This is a genomic window from Calothrix sp. PCC 7507 (assembly GCF_000316575.1).
Classification (GTDB): Bacteria; Cyanobacteriota; Cyanobacteriia; order Cyanobacteriales; family Nostocaceae; genus Fortiea.
Genome location: NC_019682.1, coordinates 2,071,658 through 2,098,458, shown reverse-complemented (window position 1 = coordinate 2,098,458; position 26,801 = coordinate 2,071,658). Strand labels below are relative to the sequence as shown.

Sequence of the window (26,801 nt, the reverse complement as noted above, 5' to 3'; positions counted from 1 at the left end):
TTTGATTTTAGAGATTTTTATGAATTATCTTTAGCCTAAATCATTTTGCTTTACTCCGCCTACCTATCAGTTGCTGATAATCAGAAGATAGCCGGTATATATATCTTGGTATACCTTCTGGTGTATTTGTGACTTCAGTTTTTTCTAAGAATCCTAGTAAGTAAAGTTGTTCTAATCTATAGAAGGTTTCTGACGGATTTCTACGACTAAATTTCTGCTCTAATGCATCTTGTTGTAGTCCTCGAATATTGTTAGTAGTTTTTTCCTCAATAAAATTCAGAATTTCCTTTTGAGTTATTGAAAGAAGTTTGTCTCTGCGCTCAAACAAAGTCATTCTGAATACATCTGGAATGGCTTTAGTTGCTTGTGGAGGTAAATAATAAAGCAAAGTTGCCAATAAAACAAAAATAACACCTAATACCAGCGAAGCTAGTCGATAATCTGCATAGGGAACAATTCCCTTAAGACCTGGTAAGTCAAAGCTAGTAGTTACTGCCAAAAAGATTAGCAATGTACCTAATAGAAAAAATAGAAAGCTAAGAGTGTGCCTTTCTATAAATGTCTGGATCGATTCCAATAGCTTCATGACTGTCTTTTTCTGTCATTCAAACTTAATATAAACGTTGACGCTGACTCTGTAACAATATTTATTAGATACAATAACACTGCAATATGATGTCAAAAATAGCACACGCTTAGAATGGTTAGCAGCAAAACTTAACACAGACGCTAAACAAGTCTTTTTCTATAGGTATCCGCCCTTTGGTAGACTTAAAGACTGAAATAGCTACATGAAACTACGGCAAGTCAAGCAGTTGAGAGGGCGACTCTGTGGAAAATACACTTGGGTTAGAGATTATTGAAGTAGTAGAGCAAGCCGCGATCGCATCCGCTAAGTGGATGGGTAAAGGCGAAAAGAACACTGCAGACCAAGTAGCGGTGGAAGCTATGCGGGAGCGGATGAATAAGATTTACATGCGAGGTCGCATTGTAATTGGGGAAGGAGAACGTGATGACGCCCCCATGCTATACATCGGGGAAGAAGTCGGTATCTGTACCCAACCAGATGCTAAAAGCTTCTGTAACCCTGATGAATTAGTCGAAATTGACATTGCCGTTGACCCTTGTGAAGGTACAAACTTAGTCGCATACGGTCAACCTGGTTCAATGGCTGTCTTGGCAATTTCCGAGAAAGGCGGATTATTCGCTGCACCTGACTTCTACATGAAGAAATTAGCTGCACCTCCAGCCGCTAAGGGTAAGGTAGACATCAACAAGTCAGCTACAGAAAACCTCAAGATTCTCTCCGAGGCTCTAGACCGTGGTATTGATGAACTTGTGATAGTTGTCATGAAGCGCGATCGCCACAATGATTTGATCAAGGAAATCCGCGATGCTGGTGCCAGAGTGCAACTGATTTCTGATGGTGACGTGGGTGCAGCCATCTCCTGTGGTTTTGCTGGTACTAACATCCATGCGCTCATGGGTATCGGTGCTGCGCCTGAAGGCGTGATCTCCGCAGCCGCAATGCGTGCTTTGGGCGGACACTTCCAAGGTCAACTGATCTACGATCCAGCAGTAGTGAAAACAGGTTTGATTGGGGAAAGCAAGCAAGCTAACCTAGATCGTCTGAGTTCTATGGGTATCACTGACCCTGATAAGGTTTATGATGCTCACGAATTGGCCTCTGGTAAAGATGTTCTGTTTGCTGGTTGTGGTATTACCAGCGGTAATTTGATGCAAGGTGTACGCTTCTTCAAAGGCGGCGCTAGAACCCATAGCTTGGTTATTTCTACCCAGTCAAACACTGCTCGTTTTGTAGACACAATCCATTTGCATGACCAGCCTAAGGTTGTGCAATTGCACTAGGGACTAGAGACTGGGGACTAGGGACTAGGGACTAGTAGTCTGTCAGGGTTGAAATGAGGGACTGTAGTGTGAGCGTCTCGCTCACGCGGGCTTTTCGGCCCGCACTACCAAAAACCCCTCAAAACAAAATTGACAAACCACTAGGGACTGGGAAGAAGAAGAGCAGGAAGTAGGGGAGAACAAATTTCTCCCAATCCCCAGTACCCAATCCTCAATACCCAATCCCCAGTACCCAATCCCCAATCCTCAATAACCCATTACCAATTACCGATAAGAAATGAATATTGCAGTGGTGGGGTTAAGCCATAAAACAGCCCCAGTGGAAATTCGGGAAAAGCTGAGTATTCCAGAAGCTCAGATTGAAAGTGCGATCGCTCACCTTCTCAGCTATCCCCACATTGACGAGGTTGCAATTCTCAGTACTTGTAACCGTCTGGAAATTTATATTGTGACTCCGGAAATTGAGTATGGTATCCGGGAAGTTACACAATTTCTGGCGGAATACAGCAAATTACTGACACCATCTCTACGACAACATTTATTTACTTTGCTCCATGATGATGCAGTCATGCATGTGCTGCGAGTAGCGGCTGGATTAGATAGTCTGGTACTCGGAGAAGGTCAAATTTTGGCTCAGGTCAAGCATACTCACAAACTGGGACAGCAGTATAACGGTATAAAAACAATTTTAAATCGGTTATTTAAGCAAGCACTGACAGCTGGTAAGCGGGTGCGTACAGAAACTAGCATTGGGACTGGTGCAGTTTCTATCAGTTCAGCGGCTGTGGAATTGGCGCATCTGAAAGTGGATAACTTAGCCGCTAGCCGAGTCGCCATTCTAGGCGCTGGTAAAATGTCGCGGCTATTGGTGCAGCACCTAATTTCTAAAGGCGCTGTGCAAATTACAATTTTAAATCGTTCCCGCGATCGCGCTCTGGAATTAACCAAGCAGTTCCCAGAACAACCAATCAAAATTCATCTGTTGTCGGAAATGTTATCTGTAATTGCCGAAAGCGATTTAGTGTTTACTAGCACTTCGTCTACAGACCCTATTCTTGACCGCGCTAAGTTAGAGATGGTTTTAGAACCTCATCAGCCTCTAATGTTATTTGATATTTCCGTGCCGCGTAATGTCCACACGGACGTAAATGACTTAGCAAACGTGCAAGCTTTTAATGTCGATGATTTAAAAGCAGTAGTTGCACAAAACTATGAAAGTCGTCGCCAAATGGCTCAGGAAGCAGAGAAGATATTAGATGAGGAAGGAGAAGCTTTTGATATTTGGTGGCGATCGCTCGAAACTGTCACCACCATCAGCTGTCTGCGAAACAAAATTGAAACTATCCGCGAACAAGAATTACAAAAGGCTTTGTCACGGCTGGGTTCGGAATTCGGAGATAAACATCAAGAAGTAATCGAAGCATTAACAAAAGGAATAGTTAACAAAATCTTACACGACCCGATGGTGCAATTGCGCGCACAACAGGATGTTGAAGCTAGACGGCGATGTATGCAGACTTTGCAGATGTTGTTCAATCTGGATGCAGAAGAGCAGTTTAGTTGAGATTGGGGACTGGGGACTGGGGGAAGAACTAATTACCCAATGCCCCATGCCCCATGCTCCATTTCCACCAAAAATAAAGCCCCACTGGGAGGTGGGGGAGGCAATTCTGAAAGCAATCACTTGATAGTACAATCATACTATAAAAATCCGACTGGGTAAGTCATATAAAAAACACTAATCCCTAATCCCCTTTTCATTTGTTTTGGTTTATGCAGGTGATGATGGCTACTTAAAGCTTGACAGCAAAGCACTTATATAGTACATTTGTACTATATAAGCTTGTGTTAAATCAAAAATTAAAACTCTCAACTGAGAAATCTTACCTCTACACCAGCAGGAGAGCAAAATTCATGAAACTATCTAAAGTTGACTTGAGCGATATAATTGCGATCGCTCACTCTGAAGGTCATCTACAGTTATTGCTAAACCGAGGGGATGAACTAGATTTGCTAGAAATCCCAGCGCCAATTCAAGCTTATGAAGGACTGCAACAACTAAACGAGATTGTTTCTGAATACACTGCGCTTCCTGAATTACAAGAACCAATTGCGATGCTACCTGTTAGTTCATCGATGGCAACTGCTATTGGCTACGATAGCGATGAACATATCTTGCAGGTTGAGTTTCATAGTGGAGCAGTCTATCAGTATTCCGGAGTTGATTTAGACACTTGGGAAGATTTACATGCATCTGACTCAATTGGCAGATTTTTTAATCATGAGATTAAAGGTAGATTTGAGAGTGAGCGGATAGATGATAATTATTGTTATTAGTGACTTGACAGATTTGTGACTTATGAGAGAAGTCGGGAATATTAAGCCTCAATTAACTTTGTGAAGTTATCATTACTGGCAATTTCATCAAAATCTATATCAGTTGCTATTTCTTTTTTGTATTGAGGATTAATTTCAATTGCTTTTTGAATATTTTCTAAAGCTGACTCTACCTTTTTTTGCAGAGCGTAACAAGCTGCTTTATTATAAAACGCGCTAGCATAATTTGGATTAATTTTTATAGCTTGATCAAAACTAGCGATCGCATCTTCATCGCGCCCCAGCCTCACCAAAGTATAGCCTTTTTTATCCCAAATTTTGGCTGAGTCTGGCTGGAATTGTAACGCTTTGTTAAATGAGGCGATCGCGTCTTCATATCGTTCTAATGCTACCAGTGCTAGACCTTGATTCAACCAAGCGGTTGCATCATCAGGCTTGACTTGAGTAGCTTGAGTAAAAGAGGCTAAAGCTTCTTGATGTTGTTGTAAATTCCCAAAAGCCACACCGCGATCGCACCAAGCTTGGTGATAATCTGGTTTCAGCTGAATGGCTTGATCGTAGGATGCGATCGCCTCTTTGTAGCGTTTCAATCTTCCTAGGGTTATGCCTCGCTTCACCCAAGTCACAGGGTTATCACGTTCGATAATCACTGCTTTATTATAAAGTGCGATCGCCTCCTCATAACGCCTTGCAGATAACAGCATATCTCCCTGTTTGACATAATCATCAGCAGACGCTTTCTGGATTTCTTCCTCAACTTTAGGTGTGACAATTTCTGGAATAGGCGCATGTGTCATTTCAGAAAGTTCTTGCAGAATTACATCTTTTCTTTGTTGAGCATCTAACTGTAATTCTGAGAGTTGTGATACAAACTCTGTCTCTAAGTTTTCTAGCTTCTCTAGAATTAAAATTTTTTGTTGTTGAGCATCAGATTGTAATTCTGAGAATTGAGATGTAAATTCAAAACCTGATTGCTTTAAATTTTCAATAATTAGCTCTTTCTGTTTTTCAACATCTAGTCGTAACTCAGATAATTGAGCAGCGAATTCTGACTGTAATTTAATTAAACTTTCAATAATTTTATCTTTTTGGTGTTGAGTATCAGATTGTAATTTTGATATGTTTAACCTAAATAAATTCTCCAGTTCTCCAAGATTGATCAGAGTTAGCTCTTTTTGTTGTTGAGCATCTGTTTGCAATGCCGATAGTTGAGAGGTATGTTCTGACTGTAATTGGGCTAAATTCTGGATAGCTATAACCTTTTGTTGTTGAGCATCTACCTGCAAGTCAGAAAGTTGTGAAGCCAATTCCACCTGAGATTTTTCTAGGTTTTCAACAGATCTATCTTTTTGTTGTTGAACATCTACCTGTAATCTAGAAAGTTGAGAGGTAAATTCAAATACTAAATTATCTATATTTTGTTGAATCTCTTGGATTTTATCTTCTAGTTCAGCTAATATAACGTTTTTTGATTGTAATATCTCAGATGTCAATGCCGATAAATTTTCTTGTTCACGTCTAATATTTGTTTGCAAAATGTCAGCGTCATTTTCTAACTCATAGATTTTGGTTTTAGAATTTTGGAGAATATTTTCCGACTCTCGTTTCACCAGAATTAACTGATTTTGTAATTTTTCTAACTCTTGTAGCTGTGATGTGGCTCTATCAACAATCTCACGGATTGCTACCCGCCTTAGTAGCCACAAGAAAGCAATTATCAGCACTGGGAATAAACTTAATATCACCAGTGAGATATTAAGCAGAAATACTGTCACACTAAAAGTATGAGTCAAATCAGCTGGAAATTGCTCTCGCAGACGCTTTTCTGCTTGCAGTTGCGCTAATTCCTCCCGCTCTTGATCCGATATTACTGTAGCAGGAGTCACTTTTGGGGAAATTAATGGTGTAGGTTGTCCACTAGTAATACCAGCACACAACAGCAAAGGTGAAAAGACAGTAGCGCTTTGCAAAACTATAGTGAAAATGACTTGTTTTTTGCTCTTCATAAAAACCATCCCTAGATGTTGGTTAGTTTTTAAAGCGGCGTGCTTATTTCCTAATCTATAACAAAATGAAGTGATGAAACGTTAGCACGCGAGTCAGGGAGAAGTGAGAACTGATTGTCTTTACACCCAAAGGGTTTAAATTATACCTGCGTATACAGTAATTTGGATAAATTAATTTGACCTCAAGAAAAAGCTTGAGATGAACATTTGCCAAATGCTACCGTCTACAAGGTGACACAGAAGTTGAGGGGAGTTTCCAACCGTGAAGTCTAGACAAAAAGTCGCTTGTGGCCAGAAATCGTTCATCAGTTTCAGCTTAGTATCTGCTTTTCTTGCACCTTATGCTGCTGTTGCTGCGCCACCGAGGACTCCAGACAAAACTGTAAATTGCGAGATTTTAGTTGTCGGTGGTGGACTTTCTGGAGTGGCGACAGCTTATGAAGGGTTATTAGCAGGACAGACAGTTTGTCTGACAGAAATCACCGACTGGCTGGGGGGACAAATTTCTGCTCAAGGGACATCTGCATTAGACGAACGACCTACCCAAAGAGCGCGCCAATTCTACTCTCGTGGCTACCTGGAATTGCGAAACCGCATTCAGCAAAAGTATGGTAAGCTCAATCCTGGTGATTGCTGGGTAAGCGACTCTTGCTTTTTGCCCCGTGATGCTCATATAATTTTGGCTCAACTGCTCAAAGATGCCGAGAAGCAAGGCAAAGGGAAGTTAGAATGGTTGCCAAATACAGTAATTAAAGATTTAGAAATTAGTGCTGATGGGAAAATAATTAATAGTGCGATCGCTATTCAACATCAACCAGCACCCAACGCGCAACCCCTCAACACCCTTTCTTTATCTCAAACTATTGAAGACTCCTACCGTTACGAAAATTCGTCTCGCTTCAACAAAACTATTATTCGCTTCATTCCCAAACAGGGTAAAGGAAACGCTTCAAATTGGTATGTCGTGGACGCCAGCGAAACCGGAGAAATCGTCGCCCTTGCGGATGTCCCTTATCGATTAGGTATAGATGCTCGTTCTTATCTAGAACCTTCGGCTTCTAGCACCAGCAATGACTCTTATTGTCCTCAAGGTTTCACTTACACCTTTGCAATGGAGGCGACTAAGGAAGCACAACCACAGAAAATGCCTCCATTTTATTTGCAATACGCGCCATATTTCAGCTACGAATTGAAACGACTGGCAAACTTTGGCTTAGTTTTCACCTACCGCCGCATCTGGAGTCCAACGAAGGGACAAGCAACATCATTCAATGGAGTCAATTTTACTGCTCCCTCGCCTGGAGACATCTCCATGCAAAACTGGACTTGGGGGAACGACTACCGCCCTGGAACCGCTGCTGATAACTTAGTTTATACCCGTCAACAGTTGCAAAGTACTAAGCAATTACAGCCTGGGGGTTGGATGGGGGGACTGCGGACAGAAAGCCTCCGCAAAGCAGAAGAAAATGCCCTATCTTACTACTACTGGCTAGTAGCTGGGACTACAGATTCCCAACTAGGACAAGGTGTGAAGCAGCAACAAACAAATAATCGCTTTGTATCAGGGCTAGATTCGCCAATGGGGACGGTGCATGGCTTGTCCAAATACCCCTATATGCGGGAGGGACGACGCATCATTGGCCGCCCCAGTTGGGGACAACCTACGGGTTTTACTATTTGGGAAATTGATATTTCACGCCGTAATTATAATGATCCTTATTACAGTAAGACCTTGCCGGCAAATATGTATCGCCAGTTAAAAGCGGCACTATCTGGGTTAGAAGCAACATCGGTAATTGCAGGACAGGTTTCACCAGACAAAGCCATGCGGCGGACGCGCTCAACTATCTTCCCTGATGCTGTGGGTATTGGTCATTACGCCATTGACTTCCATCCTTGCATGGAAAAAAGCCCCCCAGAAACCCCTGGTAACAGAGAACGCGCAGGTGAAAGACGCGGTGCGGGACAAGCTTATCCGTTTCAAATTGCCTTAAGGGCGATGATTCCCCAGAAAATCGACAATTTAATCGTCGGTGGTAAGAGCATCGCTACTAGTCACATTGCTTCTGCAGCCTATCGAGTCCATTCCTTTGAATGGTCTGTTGGCGCGGCGGCAGGAACTGTAGCAGCTTTTGCGCGCAAAAATGCTATTGCACCCTACCAACTAGTAGATGATTTGCCCAAACCAGAACCGCAACTGCAAGCCTTGAAACGTCTTTTAGAACAGAATGGCAATCCTACAGCCTTTCCTGATACCTCAATTTTTAACCAAAATTGGGATGATTGGCGGTAGATATTGTTAATCTCTAAAATCCCCGACTTTTTTGAAAAGTTGGGGATTTAGGTTGCTTAAATAAATTCAAGGTGATTTATCATTTCTTCTACCTCTAAACACTCCCAAATTAAAACAAGACTCCGAATAATATCTCCTACTGAACGACTACCTTGATGACAATAAATTATCCCTGTTCTGTCACTCTCCGGGAGGCCGATCGCTAGAAGCCCGATGAGGCAATCAATACAAGCTATTCTATTAGAAAAAAGTTGGTCTTGTATTTGTTATTAGAAAATAATCGCGCCAACGCCTGCTATACAAAAGCTCTAGAATTCAGAAATGGCAAAAGTTTTCGGAGAGTGACAGAAGTGGGATATAGCGTTTCTCTCCCTAGTGATGTACACCCCGTAGGGGCACGGCATGCCGTGCCCTTACACCGCGTGATACAATTTTGTACGTCATCTGAATGGGAATATAAAGTATTTAATTCCTTGATAAGTGTCAAGGTTTAATATCGAATTCGAGGATCGACGTAAGCATTTAAAATATCAATTAAAATGCTTGCGCCTACGACGATCGCCCCAAAAAACACCAACACGCCCTGGACCGTGGGATAATCGCGATCGGAAATTGCTTGATACAATCGATTCGCCAACCCAGGCCAAGAAAACGTCACCTCAGTCAAAATCGCCCCACCTAGCAGAGAAGCAAAGGTTAATCCCAACACCGTAATTACGGGAATCAAAGCATTTTTTAAAGCATGAGAAACTAAAATTTTGCTTTCTTGAATCCCTCTAGCTCTCGCTGCTTCTACATAATCTGCTTGCAAAGTTTGTTTTAAATTCACTCTGACAATTCGCTCAAAAATACCACTGAGCAAAATGCCTAAAGTGAGGCTAGGAAGGGCGAGATGGTGCAAAGATGCCAAAAACTGGCTGAAATTACCACCTAGCAAACTATCAATGGTATACAAACCAGTAATATGAGCCGGAGCCGGCAGATTTGGCGGAAAGCGGTTGGAGTTGGGAAACCACCCCAGTTGGACTGAAAAAATCAGTTGTAGCAGCATTCCCGCCCAAAACATGGGAAGTGCATAGGTGACAATACCAAACAATCGCCCACCCACATCAAAAATTGTCCCCGGACGAGAAGCAGACAGAGTCCCCACGAAAATACCAACGATGAGAGCAACTGCCATACTAAATACTGCTAACTCTACCGTTGCTGGGAAATATTGCCCAATTATGTCCCAAACATGTTGTCCCCGACTTGTTAAAGAAGTTCCCAAATCAAAGTGCAGTAAATTGCCTAAATAATTCAGGTATTGTAACCACAAAGGTAAGTTTAAACCTAGTTGTTTTCGTAACTCTTCTTTAGCGCTTTCTGGCGCACGTCCACCGAGAATTGCATCTGCTGGATCTCCTGGAGTCGCTCTGAGTAAAAGAAAGACAATTGTGATGATAGTTAACAGTTGGAGTGGTGCTAGAACTGCACGGGAAGCAATGTAATATTGTAGGGCTTTGGAGCGAGACATAAGCAATTTAAAATTCCAAATTAATAATCAGTTGAAGATTTTGGTGTATGAGAAACGAGTTAGTAACAGAATCTACTGCGTCAGTCCTAGATACTTTGAGTAAAGCACGGTTTGCATTTAATATATGGGCTTATGGTAAGTGATGGGGTGAAGGTATCGCGGGGTAGACTGCGTTCTCGGCTCAGGTCTATTTCTTCGGCTACTTCAGCCAAGGGTAATTGACGGAAAAAATCTGAGAGCATCGATAACTGCCTATCGCCGTCCCCCCTTACCAAGGGGGGACTACAGGGCAGGGCTGTTTCATTCCCTAAGAAGCTTGAAAAATCAAGGGTTCTAGCAAAATAAAATTGATGATTTTGCTACCTGGGTATCGAGAAAATAGACAATCGTACTGTTATTTATGTGCTGAATATTCTGTTTCATCGTTACCCATACTTATGATTTTTATCGCTAACCATCTTGACAAATCCTGTTTGAGAGGGAACGAAACAGCCCTGGACTACAGGGGGGTATTATTATGTGCATCTTCATAATAGGTATGACCTACTTTTTAATAGATTTGTAAACCAAATTCTGAGTAGGGTCAAGTTGCACGTTGCTTACACCTTTTTGGGCAAACACAAAATCTTTATTCTGCCATAAAGGAACATAAGGAACATCATTTGTTACTTGGGTTTGAATGTCTAAAAATATTTTCTTGCGGGCTTCGGGGTTTTGTTCTTGGCGTTGCTGGTCAATCAACTTATTGACAGCTTCGTTATAGTAAAATGACCCTTGAGTTTGGCTACCACCATCCTCACATCCCTTAGCTGCTGATCCTTTTTGACAAGCTAAGAATGGTTGCACATAATTGTCAGGATCTAAAAAGTCTGGATACCAATCTAGTAAAGCTGCTGGATATAAACCCTTGGAGATTTCTTTAAAGAAAGTAGCACCTTCTACAGTGGTGACTTCAAATTGAAGTACTCCCTCTAGTTTTTGATCAGTCAGAGATTTCAGTGTCTGTGCTGCCAAACTTCGAGTAGGTGAACTAGCAGGATACCAAATTTGCACTTTGGCGGGATTTTCTTTAGAAAAACCAGCAGCAGTTAACAATTTTTTAGCTTGTTCAAAGTTAGCATCACCATATTTATCTTTAAATAATGGCTGGGAAACATTAAACGTAGTGGGAATCATACTATAAAGCGGATCAGCCTGACCAAACAAAACTCGCTGATTTAACAGTGGACGGTCAATTATTGAAGCGATCGCTTGTCTTACCTCTGGTTTATCTAAAGGCTTTTGATTGCGATTCAACACCAGATAACTTACTACACTACCCTGTGCCGTAATCGCTTGCCAATCCCCTTTTTTACTCCCTTCTTCCAAGCTGCGAATTTGATCTGGCTGTAGAGACAAATAAGCTACATCCACAGCACCTGTACGAAAAGCATTAAACAAATTCACTGGACTAGTTTGAATTTGCACGTTAATCCCTTTATTCGCTGGTTTTTCTCCCCAATATTTATCAAATACATCAAATCGCAGTGAATCAGTACCATACTTGGCTAATTTGTAGGGGCCAGTACCGACAAATGTTTCTGGTTTAAATTTTCCTGTGCCTATTTCATAAGCTTTGGGTGAAACTGGACATACTCCAGAAAATGCTAGTAGTGCAGGAAAAGCTGCAAAGGGCTTTTTCAGCTTAATTGTTAACTCATATTTCCCTGTAGCTTTCACTGAATCTACTGTATCAGCTAGTAAGAATGAGGGTTTACCTTTATTTTCGATAAAGCGCTTGATACTAAAAGCCATTGCTTCCGCATCGAAGGGAGTGCCATCATGAAAAACCACTCCTTGACGCAAAGGGATGGTGTAAGTTAAACCATCTTGACTGACTTTTGGTAATGCTGTCGCCAGTTGCAGTTTAATTTCCGTGCTTCCTGGTTCGTAAGTGTAGAGGCGATCGCTCATATTAAACACTAAACCCAAAGATGCCAACTCATAAGCATCCGCCGGATCGAGAGTTCTCGGCTTTCCTGTCGTACCTACAGTAATGCGACCATCACCTGTAGAGGTAGTTACAGGTGATGGTGGTGTAGTTGTCTGTGGGCGAGGAGAGCAACTCACCACCAAAAATAAACATAAACAGAACAAAGAGCAGAATTTTGTAATTCGACCCCATTTTTTTATCGAAGAATCAAACCAGGTCATAGAAATAATCTTGTTGATAACAGCGGTCAGCTATTGTACTATACGTTGGTTAATTGACCATATAAAACAAGCCGCCTTTATGACAAAAATCGTTGAAAAAATACACATTTTGAAATTAAATCTTTAGATGTAGCGGTTCTCAGTCGAGTGCAAATGAGGGAGTTAGAATTCAGAATTCAGGAGAATGCGATAATCTGGCTCCTGATTTCTGTGGGGAAGGGTATATTTTATTCATCTGAGAATTGCTATAACTGAAAACTTTATATTTAATTAAAATTTCTGGAAATAGCTAAATTTAGCGTAAATTCATAGTTATCAGGGAATAGCTTAGTTAAGCTTTTAGCATAGTCCTAGCAGTATTGATCAATAATCTGACCAATTGGTGCTGGGATACAATGCTGCATCGATTTGATGAAAAATATCAATGTTTATACATCAGCGATGGAAGCGATCGCGATATTGTAAACAGCAGATTGAAAGTCTAAGAGTGAGACTAAAAACGTGAAGTATTTCTTTCTATCTGAAGGATGGGCTGTTTCCCGAGTGTGGGCATCTGATGGACTGTGGCAGATCACCGCTTGGCGACGCCAACCAGATATTCAACGACTAAATGTCTGTCTGGTAGAACACAATGAATTGCTCTGGCTTTATCGAGTCGAAGATGCAGTTTTAACTGTGGAAGTGAAGCCAATAACACCAGTAATTGCCAACGACACCATCGGTCAAGTAGTGCTAAAGCGCCTGATGACTGCCGAACAGGTAATTGAGCGCTTGGGTACTGCCGAAGCTAAGTGTCAACTGCAAAACATCAAATCGGTAGTGTAGGGGGCAGGGGGTAGGAGGGCAGGAGCAGGGGGAGATGAGGAAGTCAAGGTATAGGAAGAATAACTTCACCAATCCCTAGTCCCCAGTCCCCAATCCCTGCTCACTGAGCGGCTCGCCTTGAGCGAAGTCGAAAGGAGCCGAAGTGCAATCTCCAGTCTCCAGTCCCCATTCCCCAAAAATTTTGTAGCGAAATGTCTCAGCAATGCTACGCGGTCGCACCTATTTACACGCTTGCAAACAAGTCCATCAATAGTTACACTTTTTAAAACATTCTCATTTTTGCTTGGTGATTGCACAGCACGTTTTCATGCCCAAACGACTGCCAAATATCTACCTCACTCTCTGAGAACGAGGTAAAGTTTTTCTCCAAGAAATTCATTTGTGTAGTCGTGTGGGCGATCGCTACCCTAAAAGGTATAAGGTCTAAAAGCGTATAGGCATTGCCAAACTAGCCACACCGTCTGACTTACAAGACGTAAGCTGTGGTAAAACTCAAAACTCTGGCAATAACAAAAACTGAGAGAATTCACCGCCACGGCTTCCGTTGTGTGTGACTTCCGTAAGAAAATTGCTTTGTAAACTAACTCATCGAGGAGGAGCGTAGTCGATGGGACTACCCTGGTACCGAGTACATACAGTAGTTCTGAATGATCCAGGGCGACTGATTTCCGTACACTTGATGCACACAGCCTTAGTAGCCGGCTGGGCTGGCTCAATGGCATTGTATGAACTGGCTGTTTATGATCCAAGCGATCCAGTTCTCAACCCAATGTGGCGTCAAGGAATGTTCGTGCTTCCCTTCTTGTCACGTCTGGGCGTCACTCAATCTTGGGGTGGTTGGAGCGTTACCGGCGCGCCAGCTAATGATCCTGGCTTTTGGTCATTTGAAGGCGTTGCTGCTGCTCACATTGTTCTTTCCGGTTTATTATTCCTAGCAGCCGTTTGGCACTGGGTTTACTGGGATTTAGAACTCTTTAGAGATCCCCGCACTGGTGAACCTGCTCTTGACTTGCCAAAAATGTTTGGCATTCACCTATTTTTATCTGGTTTACTCTGTTTTGGCTTTGGTGCTTTCCACCTCACAGGGCTATTTGGCCCTGGAATGTGGGTTTCTGACCCATATGGAGTCACCGGTAGCATCCAGGCAGTAGCACCAGAATGGGGACCAGACGGTTTTAACCCCTTTAACCCTGGTGGTATTGTCGCTCACCATATCGCTGCTGGTATTGTCGGCATTATCGCAGGCTTATTCCACCTGACAGTTAGACCCCCCGAACGGCTTTACAAAGCCCTGCGGATGGGGAACATTGAAACTGTACTCTCTAGCAGTATCGCTGCAGTATTTTTCGCTGCTTTCGTGGTGGCTGGTACTATGTGGTACGGCACCGCTGCTACTCCTATTGAGCTATTTGGGCCAACCCGCTACCAATGGGATCAAAGCTACTTCCGTCAAGAAATTGACCGCCGCGTTCAAAATAGCGTAGCCCAAGGTGCAAGCCTTGACGAAGCTTGGTCACAAATACCCGAAAAACTTGCCTTCTACGATTATGTCGGTAATAGCCCCGCCAAAGGCGGTCTATTCCGTACAGGTCCGATGGTTAAGGGCGATGGTATTGCCCAATCTTGGCAAGGTCACGCAGTATTCAAAGATTCTGAAGGACGGGAATTGACTGTACGTCGTCTCCCCAACTTCTTTGAAACCTTCCCAGTTATCCTGACCGACAAAGACGGAGTGATCCGCGCTGACATTCCTTTCCGTCGGGCAGAATCCAGATATAGCTTTGAACAATCTGGCGTTACTGTTAGCTTCTATGGCGGTGATTTGAATGGTAAAACCTTCAAAGATCCAGCCGAAGTTAAGAAGTATGCCCGTAAGGCTCAAGGCGGTGAAATATTTGAATTTGACCGGGAAACCTTGAATTCTGATGGTGTATTCCGCACCAGTCCCAGAGGTTGGTTTACCTTTGGACACGCTGTATTTGCTCTGTTGTTCTTCTTTGGCCACCTCTGGCACGGCGCTCGGACAATTTACCGAGATGTGTTTGCTGGGGTCGAAGCGGATCTCGAAGAGCAAGTCGAGTGGGGCTTATTCCAAAAAGTGGGTGACAAGACAACCCGCCGGAAAGAAGCTCTCTAATTTTAGGGACTGGGGACTGGGGGCTAGGGACTGGGAACTGGAGACTAGATAATTCAACTCTTCCCAATACCTAATCCCCAATACCCCATCCCCAATACCCCATCCCTTAAATTATTCGCTGGATAGGCAGGAGCTTTTAACATGGAAAGCGTCGCGTACATCTTGATTTTCACATTGTGCATAGGAGTTCTTTTCTTTGCGATCGCATTTCGCGAACCCCCCCGCATCCAAAAGAAAGAAGAGAAGTAGATTCCTATTACCAGACTTTTAAGGTCAAACAAACCTTGAAATCCGCTGCTACTACCCCCAGTAGCAGCGGATATTTGCGTCTAATGCCCTTTATACATCCAGAAATATCGCAACCAGAGAGATTTTAACGAACAGGAAATAGAAAAAACTGTTCCCTATACCTCGACTTCTCCTGACGGAGACGCTACGCGTTAAGCGAAGCTATGCCGCAGGCTTTACGCTCAGTACAAGTTGCCTATTGCCTATTCCCTGTTCCCTGTTCCCTGCCATATGATATAATTCTCTATCTGGGAGTTGATATGTGTTACTACTAGCTTTTCTGCGCTAGGATGAGAAAGATGTAAGTGTAGAGTGGCATCAAAGCGCTCGCATATAAACAATATCGCTTGTGGCAAAAAACTTTACGGAGACTAAAACCAGGAACAAATCAGCATGGTCAATCAGAATTTAACCGCTACAGAAATTGGATTCACTCACGAAGATTTCGCTGCTCTACTTGATAAGTACGATTATCACTTCAGCCCTGGTGATATTGTACCAGGTACGGTTTTCAGTATAGAGCCGCGCGGCGCTCTGATTGACATAGGTGCTAAAACAGCAGCATACATACCTATACAAGAAATGTCTATTAACCGGGTCGATGCCCCGGAAGAAGTCTTACAGTCTAACGAAACGCGAGAATTTTTCATTCTTACTGACGAAAACGAAGATGGTCAGTTGACCCTTTCAATTCGTCGTATTGAATACATGCGGGCATGGGAACGTGTACGGCAATTGCAAGCTGAAGACGCTACTGTCCGTTCCGGCGTGTTTGCTACTAACCGTGGTGGTGCATTGGTACGCATTGAGGGATTACGCGGCTTTATCCCCGGCTCTCACATTAGTACTCGCAAGCCTAAAGAAGAATTGGTAGGAGAAGAACTACCACTAAAATTCCTCGAAGTAGACGAAGAACGTAATCGCCTTGTTCTATCTCATCGTCGAGCGCTGGTTGAACGCAAGATGAACCGCCTCGAAGTTGGTGAAGTAGTCATTGGTACAGTGCGCGGTATTAAGCCTTACGGTGCGTTCATCGATATTGGCGGTGTTAGTGGTCTACTGCACATCTCTGAAATTTCCCACGAGCATATTGATACACCACATAGCGTCTTCAATGTCAATGACGAAGTGAAAGTCATGATTATTGATTTAGATGCAGAAAGAGGTCGGATTTCCCTGTCTACCAAACAGCTGGAACCTGAACCCGGTGATATGATTAAGAACCGCGATTTGGTTTACGATAAGGCGGAAGAAATGGCAGCTAAGTATAGGGAACAGCTGCTAGCCAAACAACAAGGCGTTACAGCAGAAGTGCCTGTAGAAGTTTTAGCCGAGGAAGATATTCCACCAGCAACTGAAGAAGAGGAAGATATTCCACCAGCAACTGAGGAAGAAGATATTCCAGTAGCTGTTGCAGAAGATATTCCAGCTGCTATTGAAGCTATTGCAGAAGATATTCCAGCCGCTATTGAAGATTAATACACTTGTATTTTTTTGTAAATCAGAATATCGGTGTTGCTGAATTAAGAGAATGTATTTTGCTTCCCCAATAGAGGTGTCAGAGAAAGTCGTTCTCATACCTCTACCAAAAAACAAGCTATACGTAGTGTCTCCGTTAGCAGAAGAGTAGAATCTACCAATAGCCTTGGTTAAAAATCTCAATTCATCCGGCAAATATGCAACGCCAGAATATCAAAGTATTGTAGAGAGGGTAATTCCCTCTTTTTTTATGCTGGAAAACTTGTTATTTTGATTTTGTTAGGACTTACGCAAGTGTCATATTTTCAATGCGAGAGGTGGTCAAGAGTCCAAAGTCCAAAAATCAAGCTTTTTGACCCTTAACCCTTGACCCTTGACTCTTCAACCAGGAAATATGTGTGCCAGTTGCGTAAGTCCTGTTTGTTTAAGTGAGGTGGGCTTTGGTAACTATTAAATGTAAAAACACAACGTTTCCAGATATCCAGGCAATTTTATTTGACAAAAACGGTACTCTAGAAGATTCAGAAGTTTATTTGCGATCGCTCGCCCAAAAAGCAACGCGGTTAATAGACGCGCAAATTCCCGGTATTGGCGAACCTTTGTTAATGGCATTTGGCATTAATGGTAATACCCTCGATCCTGCCGGCATAGTTTCAGTGGCAAGTCGCCGCGAAACAGAAGTTGCCGCAGCCGCATATATAGCCGAAACTGGTAGGGGATGGTTTGAGTCCTTAAAAATAGCCCGTCAAGCTTTAGATGAAGCGGAAACGTATGTGAATCAGACACCTTCACCAATGTTTGTTGGTAGTTTGGAGGTGTTGAAATACCTCCGGGAAGGGGGATTAAAACTCGGCATCCTCTCAGCTGCCACATCTCAAGAAGTGAGTGATTTTGTCAATAACCACCAGCTAAGTAATTACATTCAGCTACAAATGGGCGTAGATGAAGGACCGAGTAAACCAGATCCAATATTATTTTTGCAGGCTTGTCAAGCTTTGGGAGTAGAACCCAGCGCCACATTAATGGTGGGTGATTCTGTTGGTGATATGCAAATGGCCCGTGACGCAAAAGCTGCAGGTAGCATTGGCATCACTTGGATCGGAAAATCAGATCATGTCCGAGGTGCGGATGTGGTAATTAATCGACTTGATGAAATCCAGATAGTCGAAAATAAATAGTTAGACCACAAGTAAAATCTCAAGTAGTGACCTACGATCAAATTAGCACTCAAGTTTAAATGAGGTCTATCCCTAATGCCAGAACAATTAGAAGAACGAGTAGCTTATTTAGAAGCTGAAGTTGCAAGACTTAAAAACAGACTGGAGAATAGTGTATCCTCTCAACCTTGGTGGGAGAAAATCGCTGGTACATTTGTTGACAACTCAACCTATGATGAAGCGATGCGATTAGGACGCGAATATCGTGACTCTCTCCGTCCGAGTTCTCTAGAGCCTGCCGATGAGTAGATGTACATTCTCGATACTGATCATCTTAGTGTTTTAGATCGTGGAGGAGCCAACGCTCAAAGACTGCTACAAAGATTGGCAAGCCTCAGTTCCAGTCAAGTAGCAACAAGCATCATTAGCTATGAAGAGCAAATGCGGGGATGGTTAAGTTATATTGCCAAAGCCCAAAGCATTGAACAGCAAGTTGAAACGTATAAGCAATTAAAGCGACAATTAGCAAACTATTGTGCGATTCCGGTTCTTGAGTTTGATGAACAAGCAACCCAAGAGTTTCAACGCCTTAGGAAAGAGTATCCCAGACTTGGCACAATGGATTTGAAAATTGCATCGCTTGCGCTAGTGAATCGAGCCGTTTTATTGACTCGTAAAAGTGCTGACTTTGGCCAAATTGCTGGTTTATTTATAGAAGATTGGACGTGAAAATTCTGGTTTTTTGCCAGCAGTACAACAGTTCACTGATTTACCACTTGGCTACCATGACTGCGGGGATCATCTTGACTAGCTGTTGGTGCTACTGGTGCAGAAAATTTGGAAACTTGTCCACTAGCTTGAGCATAGGGGAGAGAGTCACCATTAATTAAGGCTTGTAAGTTGCTGGACATCACCGTGCGGGGTTGATCGCCGATTGCCTGTGCTATTGATTCTCCATCTTTACCTAAAAACACAAAATGGGGAATCCCATCCACCCGATATTTCAGCATCTCTGGTAGCCACTTGGTGTTATCTACATTCAGCATCACAAAATTCACCTTGTCAGCATACTGTTGTTCGAGTTGGGTGATATCTGGAGCCATTTTCTGACAAACAGTACACCAGTCGGCATAAAACTCTACTAGTGATGGTTTACCGTTGCTGACAGCGACTTCTAGAGATGTAGAGGCTTCGCTTAATTTGGCGAGAGAAGCTGAAGTGGTTTCAGTTCGCAATCCTAAGACTAGAGCAACGCTAAGAGCGATCGCCACGATCGCAATTAAGAAATTTCTCACACGCTTTCCAGTTGTTGATTCAGGCTGGACTGGCGAATTAACTGGTGAATCGGTACTCATAATCAGGATTATTAAAACATATTAAGCACTATCATTTTAGTCTAACTGACCACACGGGATTGGGGATTGGGGACTGGGAATTGGGGACTGGAAAGAGAATAATTAATGATCCTTGACACTTGACTCCTGACACTTGACTCCTGACTCCTGACTCCTGACCAATGACCAATAACAATTTAAGCTACAACAGAGAAAACCCTCTGCGAAACCCGTGAAAAAAAGAGTTACCCTCACCTTTCCCAAACGCGCTATCCAAATGCCGGTGACATACCGACTGGCCAAAGAGTTTAATGTAGCTGCTAATATTATTCGCGCCCAAGTTGCCCCGAATCAAATTGGTAAACTGGTGGTGGAATTATTAGGAGACATCGATCAGTTAGATGCAGCCATCGAGTGGATGCGATCGCAAAATATCAGCGTTTCCCATACCTTGGGCGAAATTGTGATTGATGAAGATGTCTGTGTCCACTGTGGTTTGTGTACTGGGGTTTGTCCTACCGAAGCTCTAACTCTCAACCCAGAAACATACAAATTGACATTCACGCGATCGCGCTGCATTGTCTGTGAACAATGTATCCCCACTTGCCCTGTGCAGGCAATATCCACTAACCTTTAATTTGAGATTGTCATTTGTCAAGAGTCATTCCCCCTGCCCTCAACTCAAATACATCTGCTACTACACTACTTTCACCGACTAACCTAGTTGCTGTCGGTGAATCATAAACTATCAACAATGCAGGTTTCCTAGCTACATCATTAAAAATTGTCATGCCCTCAGCATGATCTTCCCTATATCCAAAAGGAACATCTTGTACTAAATCTGGGTAATTGAGAACATTTTCTGAAATATTAACACCATTTTTCCACTGATAAACTTGCACCGATCCATCTAAATCCATTGTTGGCCCAGCTAAAATCAACAAGTTTTCACCATCTATACATAAATCTCGAATTCCCAATCCATTTAGCCACAAAAAATGTTTTTTATATTTCTTATTCCCTTCACCAATTTGTCGTAATGTCATCTCTCCTAAGTTAGAATCTTCTAACTCTATTTCCAAAATTACCGCCCAACCCCGCAATACCGGACCTCGCAAACCCAAGAAAATCCGACTTTGAACAACACCTATCCCTTCGATATCAAAGCCATTATCTTTTCCAGGAATTGCGGCTTTCACAAAGCATCCCAGATGCGGATCATCAACTAAAACTGACATCAGCAAATTACCTTGGTCTGTCAACTTTAATTTTGCAGCACTCAATTGCAAATTTGCATTTTCGGGGTGTGGACAAGATGGAAACAACTGTCCATCCACAAGGGGAATCCGTCCCAAAAGATAGCGATTAGGTTCTGTAATAACTTTTGCTAGCCTTTGAATGTTTTTGATATCAGTCTGAGCAGGTTTGTTTTTTTTACGCTTGTAGCTATGGGAACCTACAAACCATAAGTAATAACTTGCATAAGCAAGCCCTTCGATATCTATTTCTTCATTATCTGATGCTGGTAAATTGATAAATTCTGACACCCGAAATTGTTTATGTCCGGTAAATTTATCAGTATCATCTAAAGATAGTCTTTCAATAGTTGAGGTTTCGTCCGACCCCAGCCACATATGCTTTTGGCTTGTCAGCAATACCGCAGATAGGTCTTTCCGATGTTCTTGAAAACTATTGTCAAACTGCAAGATAACTTGACTAATTAAAGATGAGTTATACATTTAACACAGTCCTCAATTTTTTTGCTTTGATGATTTTAAGTTTTATTATAAATAATGATTAAGATATCAATTTTCTTCAAGACTCTTAACTTTTATGTCAATCGCAAAGAAGAAGTTGAGATATGCGATCACTCAGAATATTAGCAATCATAGGATATCTGCCAACGAAAATAATGCGGCAGAGTAAAAATAATCTTTACAAATAGCGAAATACATTTAAAAAAAGCCTCAAGAGATAGATACAAGTTTTTAACTAGTGTTATGATGCAATAACTTGATTAAGTATCTCATTGCCATAAATATATGAAATTAGCTACGAAGCCTACAGTACAAACTCTTGGTGACTATGCTTACCAAGCAATTGAAAAACACGTTAAGAAAACCTTGAAGTGGGAAAAATTAGTCAAAAAAGATGAAGATCCAGAAGCGCTGCACCAGATGCGGGTAGGGATGCGTCGCTTACGTACTGCCGTTAGTAGGTTTGGACTAGCACTGAATTTTCCTAAGCCAGTTAGTGATAAAAATATCGGTAAAATAGCTCGTCGCCTTGGTAATCTCCGGGATTTAGATGTACTGAAAGAAACACTAGAAACTAATTACAAACCACATTTGTCATCCAAAGAACAGAAATATTTACACACAGCATTCGATGCCTTAGAGAAACAACGGATACATGCATTTTCTACAGTGCAAACAACATTAAAGGATGAACCTTACAAATCTTTAAAACAGTCATTAGCTGAGTGGTTAGCAGCACCAACTTATCACCCATTGGCATCTGTTGCTATTCAACAAGTTCTCCCAGATTTACTGCTACCAGAAGTGAGCAGTTTTTTGCTGCATCCTGGTTGGCTAATGGGTACCCAATTTGTAGAGTCAGAATTGACAATCTGCAAAGACTGGGAAGCAGAAAAGGTAGAAAAACAATTAACTAATCAAGGTGAAGAACTGCACAATTTGCGAAAACAAGCTAAACGTGTAAGATACCAAATGGAGTTATTTACCGACTTATATGGTGAGTCTTACATGGCTTATATTGCAGATGTGAAAAACATCCAAGATACTTTAGGTGAGTTACAAGATAGTGAAGTTTTAACTGAGTGGCTAGAAGATATATTTGGGTCAGAAATGAAGACTCATCTAAGTGGACTGACTGATTTGTTAGTGGAAAATCGTTACAAATTATGGCAGCAATGGCAACCATTGCAAGAGCGATATCTCAAAGTTGAAAGTAGACATGGCTTTCATTTAACAATACTGCACCCCTTAGAATTAGTCTCAGATAGTGAAAGTGAAACTAGCGAGCAGATAGCTGAATAGGAGCCTCAAGAGACAAAACATAAACACTACTTTGAGCAATCTGCACAACACGGGTGTTTTCGGCAGAACGCAAGCCGGAGACTATACCAATAGCGCTACCTAACATTGCACCTCGGTCGAATTGCTCTGGATCTCCATTGCTCAAAAAGCCTAGAGTACTTCCTGTGAGTCTACCCCAAACAGAACCATTTTCTACAGCTTTGTCATTAGCCCGCTTTTGGGTAATAGTATTGCCAGGAATCATTTGACTTGAGGCTTTAATTGCCACAATTCGACCATTTACCACCAACGACTGGGCAACAATTTTAGCTCCCCCATTAGTGGGTTTGAGGATAATAGTGACTGGAGTGTTTTCTGGCACTATCACATTACCTTGAGCATCTTTAATGGCACTAGCCAAAGGTAGCGTCAGGGGAAAATCTTGTTTTTGTCCAACATCTATAGTCACCGGCGCGGGAAATGACACAATAATTGCTGTATCTTGGGGAATGGTCACGTCTTGGCTAATTGCTTGGGGCTGAGGCTGCACAGTAGGTTCAGGTGAAACTGGTTCAGCGCTAGCGGGTAATGTGACAGCACCTAACAAAGACATTGAACAAGCAAGACTTAACAAAATTTGTGCTTTCATGACCGTTTCTTCCTTTGATTTCCGTGGTGTGTTTTGGGTTTGAACAGTTATCAAGTTCACTGTTCACTGATTGAACCCCTTCACTTAATCAATAGGTTTGTGTTTGTCGGTTTATGCACTCTTCTGTTCAAGACTTTTAGCCTCGAAAGGGCTAACCTACAGCATACCCAGTAAATTGGCGTTTAAAAGATGAATGAAACCCAATGACTATATCACTGGAAGGTACGCCCATATTCACGAGACGTTCAGCAATAGATTCTTCCGTACCGTTATATTGAATCCAAATTTTGCCTTCTTGAATGTCAAAGTGCATCACAGGGCCAAACACCCGTTTATTTCCTTGCCAGCCAACGTAAGCAAGTTGATAATGGTCGTGTTCGGTGTCAAAAATTAGTTCTGTCTTGACTGTATCTGTAGTGGCAGAAATTTGGGCGTGTTCTGTCAAGATTTGTTTGACAAATTGTCGATAGTGTTCTACTTTATCCATTGCAGTATTTCCTCCTGATTAGGATCGTAAGTCATCAAATTGACTTGATAACGCTTAAGGGCACGTTGGATAAAGGCAAGCTGAAAAAAATCTTGATAGGTTTCATCGGGAATGGCTAAGTAGACAATGCGATCTGGTTCTTGCTCCTCCAGTGCTTGGCAATAATTGAGATATTGACCAAGTGCAGTATGGAAGGCACTGATATCAGAGTCTCCAACAAAGCTTTTGATTTCAACGGCAATTTTTTCAGTGTCGCGTTCGGCTGCTATAGCATTTTCTGCTGCCAAATCAATTTGTAATTTCACTGCTTCGCTGACACGAATTGTTAGAGGGTCATGGGTGATAATCCATCCATCTTTAATTAAAGCTGTTTTAACTTGTTGATGGAAAATATCTCTAGCCATTTTGGATGATTTTGATGTTTAATTTTTGCAGCATACACAAGATCATGCAAAAAAATTCTAGTCTTTGGGCAACAGTGAGAACTATAATTCATCAAAAAACTAGAGTTAGCGACGATGTAGAAGCCAATACCATCCAGAACCTTCACGAGTGAGCCAAGAGTCGTTAGATTCTGGATGATTGCGATCTAAGTAGGGATTATAGACAGGAAAATCAGAAAAGTTGGCGTCGTCTTGGACACGAATTCTGACGTTGCGACAACTGCCTTCGATTTCAATTGTAATGTTTTGATTGCGTTCGCCGAAGGCGTTGGCTGCGCCATCGCCGGAATTTGATTGCAACAGACTATCCCTGATGAATCGGCGATTTCTGTCTACTTCTCGGCTCTGTTGAGGAATACAACGCACTTTTACCACCGAGTTGTCATTAGGATTATCGAGCAAATACGGCAAGATTTGCGAATCGCGAATTGTGGGAGCCGGATTTGCAGATGATGGAGTTTGGAGTGTAGTCAAAAATATTGCAGACAACAATAAAGTTGTACTAACGGTAAAAATCCTCGTTCCTAGCGGACTATTCATAATGTCTCCTGAGGATACATAAAGCAATTGCCAGGGCGCTGACCCCGGCGTCAAAATAATTCAAAATTAAATAATGTAGATAACTGATAACGTCAAGCCTGTTTAATAAACTCATATCTTGTTTTGAGTGGTAATTGATTATCACCAATTACCAACCTCAAAGGACAGTCTAAGTATTCCCGTGAAAAGACCATCACTTATTTATTGTCTAGGAGTTGATTAACCTGTTGTCCCCGACGACCGGTTTTGATTTCATAACGGCGGGTAAGGTTATCTTCAAAGTTCATATCTCTAGCAGCAGCCGAGTTAACGAAAGCATCGCAATTCTTACCTTGAACTACTGTAGATGAACTATTGGTTTTTTCTTCGTTGCGGTTATTGCTTTGATCTCTAGAACTGCTATTATTTTGGCTCCCGGCGCTAGAACCACTACCATTAGCACCAATACCTAAGAAGCTAAAACCACCGCCACCGCCATCATTGTGGGTTTTGGCAGAACTAGAACGAGTGTTGTTAGTGGTAGCTACTACAAGCTTGCTAGAACTGTTGAGGGTGTTGCTACCCAAGCCAACATCGCTACACAAGGCGCGTGGATCTTTGGCTAAAGTATTGGGATCAACCCAGGACTTATGGTCGCCTAATCCTTGGATTTCAGTATTACCATTGGGATTATTAGGGGCACCAGGAGTTACATTACCTACACCTGCACCGGGTTTAATTGCAGCACCGGGTTGGAAGATAGCAGCAGCGGGCTTGACGGCATCAAAGGGACCTGCGAAAGCTGGTAATGTAGAGGTCAAAAGTGCGGTAGCTGTTAGCAAAGAACCAGTTAAGTGACGGAATTTCATGATCATTCTCCTCAAGTTTCAGTGTCGTTGTGTCTGTTGGGTTTCAACCCCTTCACTTACTCAATAGGTTGGGCTTGATCTGTTTATGCACTTACTGGCGATATTTTTGGGAAATTCCAGAGAAACGTTATTATGTCTATAGTTTATGACGATTTTTAATTTAAAGGAGTCAAGAGCCAGAATTGAGGAGAAATAGGTATTTTGAATCCTGGCGGAACGTCTCTTATATTTGATGTTATTTACCTCACATGAATGGGATTAATAAGGGGAGAATTTTTGACCCTTTGGTTGAACCTATGCAATATCCTCTAGAATTGACATTCAAATTTTGGGCATTAGCGCCACAAATATCTGTGGTTGACAGTCAAGGAAAGTTGGTTTTTTACGTCAAACAGAAGCTATTTAAACTCAAGGAAGCAATTACTGTCTTTGGTGATGTTGAGCAAAGCCGTCCGCTGTATTACATCAAAGCCGATCGCATTATTGATTTTTCTGCTCGCTATGACTTCACCGATAGCCAAGGAAACTATCTCGGTGGGGTAAAACGCCGGGGTTTGCGATCGCTGTGGCGTGCCCGCTATGACATATTTGATGGTGATGTAAGTATTCTCAACATCCAGGAGAAGAATCCGTGGGTGAAGGTTGCAGATGCTTTATTCGCAGAAATCCCAGTTTTGGGAATGTTTACTGGTTATGTATTTAATCCAGTCTACTTAGTCAACCGGACTGATGGCTCAGTTGTGATGCGGTTGGAAAAAATCCCTTCCTTCCTCTCCAGACGATTTATCATCAAAGCCGTCGATCAAATTAGCGATCGCGAAGAACAGCAGCTCTTGTTAAGCTTGGTAATGATGCTCCTGCTAGAACGTAACCGTGGTTAAAGCAGAAATGGACATAGAAAATTCATATCAATAACAAGATGCTGACATATGAATTTGGGATATTCATATTGTTGGTTCTTAAATCAAATAAACACGAGTTTCACATGAATAAGTTCGCTAAAGGTTTACTTGTGGCGCTAGTACTTGCTACCCCCGTAGCTCTTGTAGCTCCTGCTTTTCAAGCGGAAGCTGCTACCGCGCCAACTCCAGCTACTAAGAGTGTGACTAAACACGCATTTGTCAAAGGTCTTAAAACTCATTCCGGTAAGAAAACTCACCACAAGAAAACTCATAACACATTAAATAAAGCCAAAAACTAACTTCACAAATAAGTAGATCGATAGCAAAAGCCTCAAACTGATAGTAGGAATTGAGAATCCAGAATTTCCTTCTTGGCTCCTAAATTCTGACTCCTCTGAATCAATAACAATAATAAAAATTCTACTATTCGACCTCGCTGTCCTCCCCGGCAATCAGCGAG

Annotated in this window: 26 protein-coding genes; 15 read left to right on the top strand and 11 right to left on the bottom strand. The window is 42.2% G+C overall.

Annotated features, from left to right (window positions below; translation table 11 throughout):
- Window positions 1-40: 40 nt before the first annotated feature.
- On the bottom strand, window positions 41-499 hold the full coding sequence (locus CAL7507_RS09155; RefSeq protein WP_236556919.1) for a hypothetical protein: 459 nt from the start codon (window positions 497-499) through the stop codon (window positions 41-43).
- 332 nt (window positions 500-831) lie between these two features.
- On the opposite strand from CAL7507_RS09155, the gene glpX reads away from it, so the two are divergent.
- From glpX to CAL7507_RS09140, 3 genes are all read left to right on the top strand, one after another.
- Window positions 832-1,869 carry a class II fructose-bisphosphatase gene (gene glpX, locus CAL7507_RS09150; RefSeq protein ID WP_015128178.1) on the top strand — a complete coding sequence of 346 codons (1,038 nt, stop codon included), beginning with the start codon at window positions 832-834 and terminating at the stop codon, window positions 1,867-1,869.
- Between the two features lie 277 nt (window positions 1,870-2,146).
- Window positions 2,147-3,433: a glutamyl-tRNA reductase gene (locus tag CAL7507_RS09145; protein WP_015128177.1), complete on the top strand. Its 1,287-nt coding sequence runs from the start codon at window positions 2,147-2,149 to the stop codon at window positions 3,431-3,433.
- A gap of 350 nt (window positions 3,434-3,783) precedes the next feature.
- On the top strand, window positions 3,784-4,206 hold the full coding sequence (locus tag CAL7507_RS09140) for a KTSC domain-containing protein (protein ID WP_015128176.1): 423 nt from the start codon (window positions 3,784-3,786) through the stop codon (window positions 4,204-4,206).
- 41 nt (window positions 4,207-4,247) lie between these two features.
- Here the strand turns inward: CAL7507_RS09140 and CAL7507_RS09135 are convergent, their stop codons facing one another.
- Window positions 4,248-6,212 carry a tetratricopeptide repeat protein gene (locus CAL7507_RS09135; protein WP_015128175.1) on the bottom strand — a complete coding sequence of 655 codons (1,965 nt, stop codon included), beginning with the start codon at window positions 6,210-6,212 and terminating at the stop codon, window positions 4,248-4,250.
- A 262-nt stretch (window positions 6,213-6,474) separates the two neighbouring features.
- On the opposite strand from CAL7507_RS09135, the gene CAL7507_RS09130 reads away from it, so the two are divergent.
- Window positions 6,475-8,505 carry an FAD-dependent oxidoreductase gene (locus CAL7507_RS09130; RefSeq protein WP_015128174.1) on the top strand — a complete coding sequence of 677 codons (2,031 nt, stop codon included), beginning with the start codon at window positions 6,475-6,477 and terminating at the stop codon, window positions 8,503-8,505.
- A gap of 490 nt (window positions 8,506-8,995) precedes the next feature.
- Here CAL7507_RS09130 and CAL7507_RS09125 read toward each other — a convergent pair whose 3' ends face one another.
- Window positions 8,996-10,021: an ABC transporter permease gene (locus CAL7507_RS09125; protein ID WP_015128173.1), complete on the bottom strand. Its 1,026-nt coding sequence runs from the start codon at window positions 10,019-10,021 to the stop codon at window positions 8,996-8,998.
- A gap of 543 nt (window positions 10,022-10,564) precedes the next feature.
- Window positions 10,565-12,214 (bottom strand): ABC transporter substrate-binding protein, encoded by a 1,650-nt coding sequence (locus tag CAL7507_RS09120; protein ID WP_015128172.1) that lies wholly within the window; start codon window positions 12,212-12,214, stop codon window positions 10,565-10,567.
- A 501-nt stretch (window positions 12,215-12,715) separates the two neighbouring features.
- On the opposite strand from CAL7507_RS09120, the gene CAL7507_RS09115 reads away from it, so the two are divergent.
- The 7 genes from CAL7507_RS09115 (at window position 12,716) to CAL7507_RS09090 (ending at window position 18,829) form a co-directional block, all read left to right on the top strand.
- Window positions 12,716-13,039 carry a hypothetical protein gene (locus tag CAL7507_RS09115; protein WP_015128171.1) on the top strand — a complete coding sequence of 108 codons (324 nt, stop codon included), beginning with the start codon at window positions 12,716-12,718 and terminating at the stop codon, window positions 13,037-13,039.
- 607 nt (window positions 13,040-13,646) lie between these two features.
- Window positions 13,647-15,176 carry a photosystem II chlorophyll-binding protein CP47 gene (gene psbB / locus CAL7507_RS09110; protein ID WP_015128170.1) on the top strand — a complete coding sequence of 510 codons (1,530 nt, stop codon included), beginning with the start codon at window positions 13,647-13,649 and terminating at the stop codon, window positions 15,174-15,176.
- A 141-nt stretch (window positions 15,177-15,317) separates the two neighbouring features.
- Window positions 15,318-15,425 (top strand): photosystem II reaction center protein T, encoded by a 108-nt coding sequence (locus CAL7507_RS30705; RefSeq protein ID WP_015128169.1) that lies wholly within the window; start codon window positions 15,318-15,320, stop codon window positions 15,423-15,425.
- Between the two features lie 432 nt (window positions 15,426-15,857).
- Window positions 15,858-16,943, top strand: coding sequence for a 30S ribosomal protein S1 (locus tag CAL7507_RS09105; RefSeq protein ID WP_015128168.1), 1,086 nt, complete (start codon window positions 15,858-15,860; stop codon window positions 16,941-16,943).
- 440 nt (window positions 16,944-17,383) lie between these two features.
- Entirely contained in the window at window positions 17,384-18,121 is a 738-nt protein-coding gene (locus CAL7507_RS09100) for an HAD family hydrolase (RefSeq protein WP_042342002.1), read from the top strand.
- 75 nt (window positions 18,122-18,196) lie between these two features.
- On the top strand, window positions 18,197-18,409 hold the full coding sequence (locus CAL7507_RS09095) for a hypothetical protein (RefSeq protein WP_015128166.1): 213 nt from the start codon (window positions 18,197-18,199) through the stop codon (window positions 18,407-18,409).
- A complete protein-coding gene (locus CAL7507_RS09090; RefSeq protein ID WP_015128165.1) occupies window positions 18,410-18,829 on the top strand; it encodes a type II toxin-antitoxin system VapC family toxin in 420 nt (139 codons plus the stop codon).
- Window positions 18,830-18,861: 32 nt separating this feature from the next.
- On the opposite strand, the gene CAL7507_RS09085 is transcribed toward CAL7507_RS09090, so the two are convergent.
- Window positions 18,862-19,455, bottom strand: a complete 594-nt coding sequence (locus CAL7507_RS09085; RefSeq protein ID WP_015128164.1) for a thioredoxin family protein — start codon at window positions 19,453-19,455, stop codon at window positions 18,862-18,864.
- A 211-nt stretch (window positions 19,456-19,666) separates the two neighbouring features.
- Between CAL7507_RS09085 and CAL7507_RS09080 the strand changes: the two genes are divergently transcribed.
- Complete coding sequence (locus tag CAL7507_RS09080; RefSeq protein ID WP_015128163.1) at window positions 19,667-20,071, top strand: NIL domain-containing protein; 405 nt, start codon at window positions 19,667-19,669, stop codon at window positions 20,069-20,071.
- A 10-nt stretch (window positions 20,072-20,081) separates the two neighbouring features.
- On the opposite strand, the gene CAL7507_RS09075 is transcribed toward CAL7507_RS09080, so the two are convergent.
- Window positions 20,082-21,173: a DUF3616 domain-containing protein gene (locus CAL7507_RS09075; protein ID WP_015128162.1), complete on the bottom strand. Its 1,092-nt coding sequence runs from the start codon at window positions 21,171-21,173 to the stop codon at window positions 20,082-20,084.
- Between the two features lie 303 nt (window positions 21,174-21,476).
- On the opposite strand from CAL7507_RS09075, the gene CAL7507_RS09070 reads away from it, so the two are divergent.
- On the top strand, window positions 21,477-22,493 hold the full coding sequence (locus tag CAL7507_RS09070) for a CHAD domain-containing protein (protein WP_015128161.1): 1,017 nt from the start codon (window positions 21,477-21,479) through the stop codon (window positions 22,491-22,493).
- On the opposite strand, the gene CAL7507_RS09065 is transcribed toward CAL7507_RS09070, so the two are convergent.
- The 5 genes from CAL7507_RS09065 to CAL7507_RS09045 all read right to left on the bottom strand — a co-directional run bounded on the left by CAL7507_RS09065 (window position 22,471) and on the right by CAL7507_RS09045 (window position 25,439).
- Window positions 22,471-23,121, bottom strand: coding sequence for a hypothetical protein (locus tag CAL7507_RS09065; RefSeq protein WP_015128160.1), 651 nt, complete (start codon window positions 23,119-23,121; stop codon window positions 22,471-22,473). The two genes, CAL7507_RS09070 and CAL7507_RS09065, sit on opposite strands and share 23 nt — an antisense overlap.
- A 151-nt stretch (window positions 23,122-23,272) precedes the next feature.
- Window positions 23,273-23,608 (bottom strand): XisI protein, encoded by a 336-nt coding sequence (locus tag CAL7507_RS09060; protein WP_015128159.1) that lies wholly within the window; start codon window positions 23,606-23,608, stop codon window positions 23,273-23,275.
- The gene (locus CAL7507_RS09055) at window positions 23,596-24,012 is read right to left on the bottom strand and encodes a XisH family protein (RefSeq protein WP_015128158.1); all 417 of its coding nucleotides are present in this window, start codon (window positions 24,010-24,012) and stop codon (window positions 23,596-23,598) included. Before CAL7507_RS09055 ends, CAL7507_RS09060 begins: the two co-directional genes overlap by 13 nt.
- A gap of 105 nt (window positions 24,013-24,117) precedes the next feature.
- On the bottom strand, window positions 24,118-24,591 hold the full coding sequence (locus CAL7507_RS09050; protein WP_015128157.1) for a hypothetical protein: 474 nt from the start codon (window positions 24,589-24,591) through the stop codon (window positions 24,118-24,120).
- Window positions 24,592-24,788: 197 nt separating this feature from the next.
- A complete protein-coding gene (locus tag CAL7507_RS09045) occupies window positions 24,789-25,439 on the bottom strand; it encodes a hypothetical protein (protein ID WP_015128156.1) in 651 nt (216 codons plus the stop codon).
- Window positions 25,440-25,735: 296 nt separating this feature from the next.
- On the opposite strand from CAL7507_RS09045, the gene CAL7507_RS09040 reads away from it, so the two are divergent.
- Window positions 25,736-26,320: a hypothetical protein gene (locus CAL7507_RS09040; RefSeq protein ID WP_042342001.1), complete on the top strand. Its 585-nt coding sequence runs from the start codon at window positions 25,736-25,738 to the stop codon at window positions 26,318-26,320.
- A gap of 104 nt (window positions 26,321-26,424) precedes the next feature.
- The gene (locus CAL7507_RS09035) at window positions 26,425-26,640 is read left to right on the top strand and encodes a hypothetical protein (protein WP_015128154.1); all 216 of its coding nucleotides are present in this window, start codon (window positions 26,425-26,427) and stop codon (window positions 26,638-26,640) included.
- The last annotated feature ends 161 nt before the right edge of the window (window positions 26,641-26,801 follow it).

What these genes read in the sequence shown, in the direction of transcription:
- CAL7507_RS09035 (WP_015128154.1), top strand. Translation starts at nt 26,425, where the DNA reads ATGAATAAGTTCGCTAAAGGTTTACTTGTGGCGCTAGTACTTGCTACC.
- CAL7507_RS09070 (WP_015128161.1), top strand. Translation starts at nt 21,477, where the DNA reads ATGAAATTAGCTACGAAGCCTACAGTACAAACTCTTGGTGACTATGCT.
- CAL7507_RS09135 (WP_015128175.1), bottom strand. Translation starts at nt 6,212, where the DNA reads ATGAAGAGCAAAAAACAAGTCATTTTCACTATAGTTTTGCAAAGCGCT.
- psbB (WP_015128170.1), top strand. Translation starts at nt 13,647, where the DNA reads ATGGGACTACCCTGGTACCGAGTACATACAGTAGTTCTGAATGATCCA.
- CAL7507_RS09090 (WP_015128165.1), top strand. Translation starts at nt 18,410, where the DNA reads ATGTACATTCTCGATACTGATCATCTTAGTGTTTTAGATCGTGGAGGA.
- CAL7507_RS09125 (WP_015128173.1), bottom strand. Translation starts at nt 10,021, where the DNA reads ATGTCTCGCTCCAAAGCCCTACAATATTACATTGCTTCCCGTGCAGTT.
- CAL7507_RS09040 (WP_042342001.1), top strand. Translation starts at nt 25,736, where the DNA reads ATGCAATATCCTCTAGAATTGACATTCAAATTTTGGGCATTAGCGCCA.
- CAL7507_RS09075 (WP_015128162.1), bottom strand. Translation starts at nt 21,173, where the DNA reads ATGTATAACTCATCTTTAATTAGTCAAGTTATCTTGCAGTTTGACAAT.
- CAL7507_RS09140 (WP_015128176.1), top strand. Translation starts at nt 3,784, where the DNA reads ATGAAACTATCTAAAGTTGACTTGAGCGATATAATTGCGATCGCTCAC.
- CAL7507_RS09050 (WP_015128157.1), bottom strand. Translation starts at nt 24,591, where the DNA reads ATGAATAGTCCGCTAGGAACGAGGATTTTTACCGTTAGTACAACTTTA.
- CAL7507_RS09120 (WP_015128172.1), bottom strand. Translation starts at nt 12,214, where the DNA reads ATGACCTGGTTTGATTCTTCGATAAAAAAATGGGGTCGAATTACAAAA.
- CAL7507_RS09055 (WP_015128158.1), bottom strand. Translation starts at nt 24,012, where the DNA reads ATGGCTAGAGATATTTTCCATCAACAAGTTAAAACAGCTTTAATTAAA.
- CAL7507_RS09145 (WP_015128177.1), top strand. Translation starts at nt 2,147, where the DNA reads ATGAATATTGCAGTGGTGGGGTTAAGCCATAAAACAGCCCCAGTGGAA.
- CAL7507_RS09065 (WP_015128160.1), bottom strand. Translation starts at nt 23,121, where the DNA reads ATGAAAGCACAAATTTTGTTAAGTCTTGCTTGTTCAATGTCTTTGTTA.
- CAL7507_RS30705 (WP_015128169.1), top strand. Translation starts at nt 15,318, where the DNA reads ATGGAAAGCGTCGCGTACATCTTGATTTTCACATTGTGCATAGGAGTT.
- CAL7507_RS09085 (WP_015128164.1), bottom strand. Translation starts at nt 19,455, where the DNA reads ATGAGTACCGATTCACCAGTTAATTCGCCAGTCCAGCCTGAATCAACA.
- CAL7507_RS09045 (WP_015128156.1), bottom strand. Translation starts at nt 25,439, where the DNA reads ATGAAATTCCGTCACTTAACTGGTTCTTTGCTAACAGCTACCGCACTT.
- CAL7507_RS09060 (WP_015128159.1), bottom strand. Translation starts at nt 23,608, where the DNA reads ATGGATAAAGTAGAACACTATCGACAATTTGTCAAACAAATCTTGACA.
- CAL7507_RS09095 (WP_015128166.1), top strand. Translation starts at nt 18,197, where the DNA reads ATGCCAGAACAATTAGAAGAACGAGTAGCTTATTTAGAAGCTGAAGTT.
- CAL7507_RS09105 (WP_015128168.1), top strand. Translation starts at nt 15,858, where the DNA reads ATGGTCAATCAGAATTTAACCGCTACAGAAATTGGATTCACTCACGAA.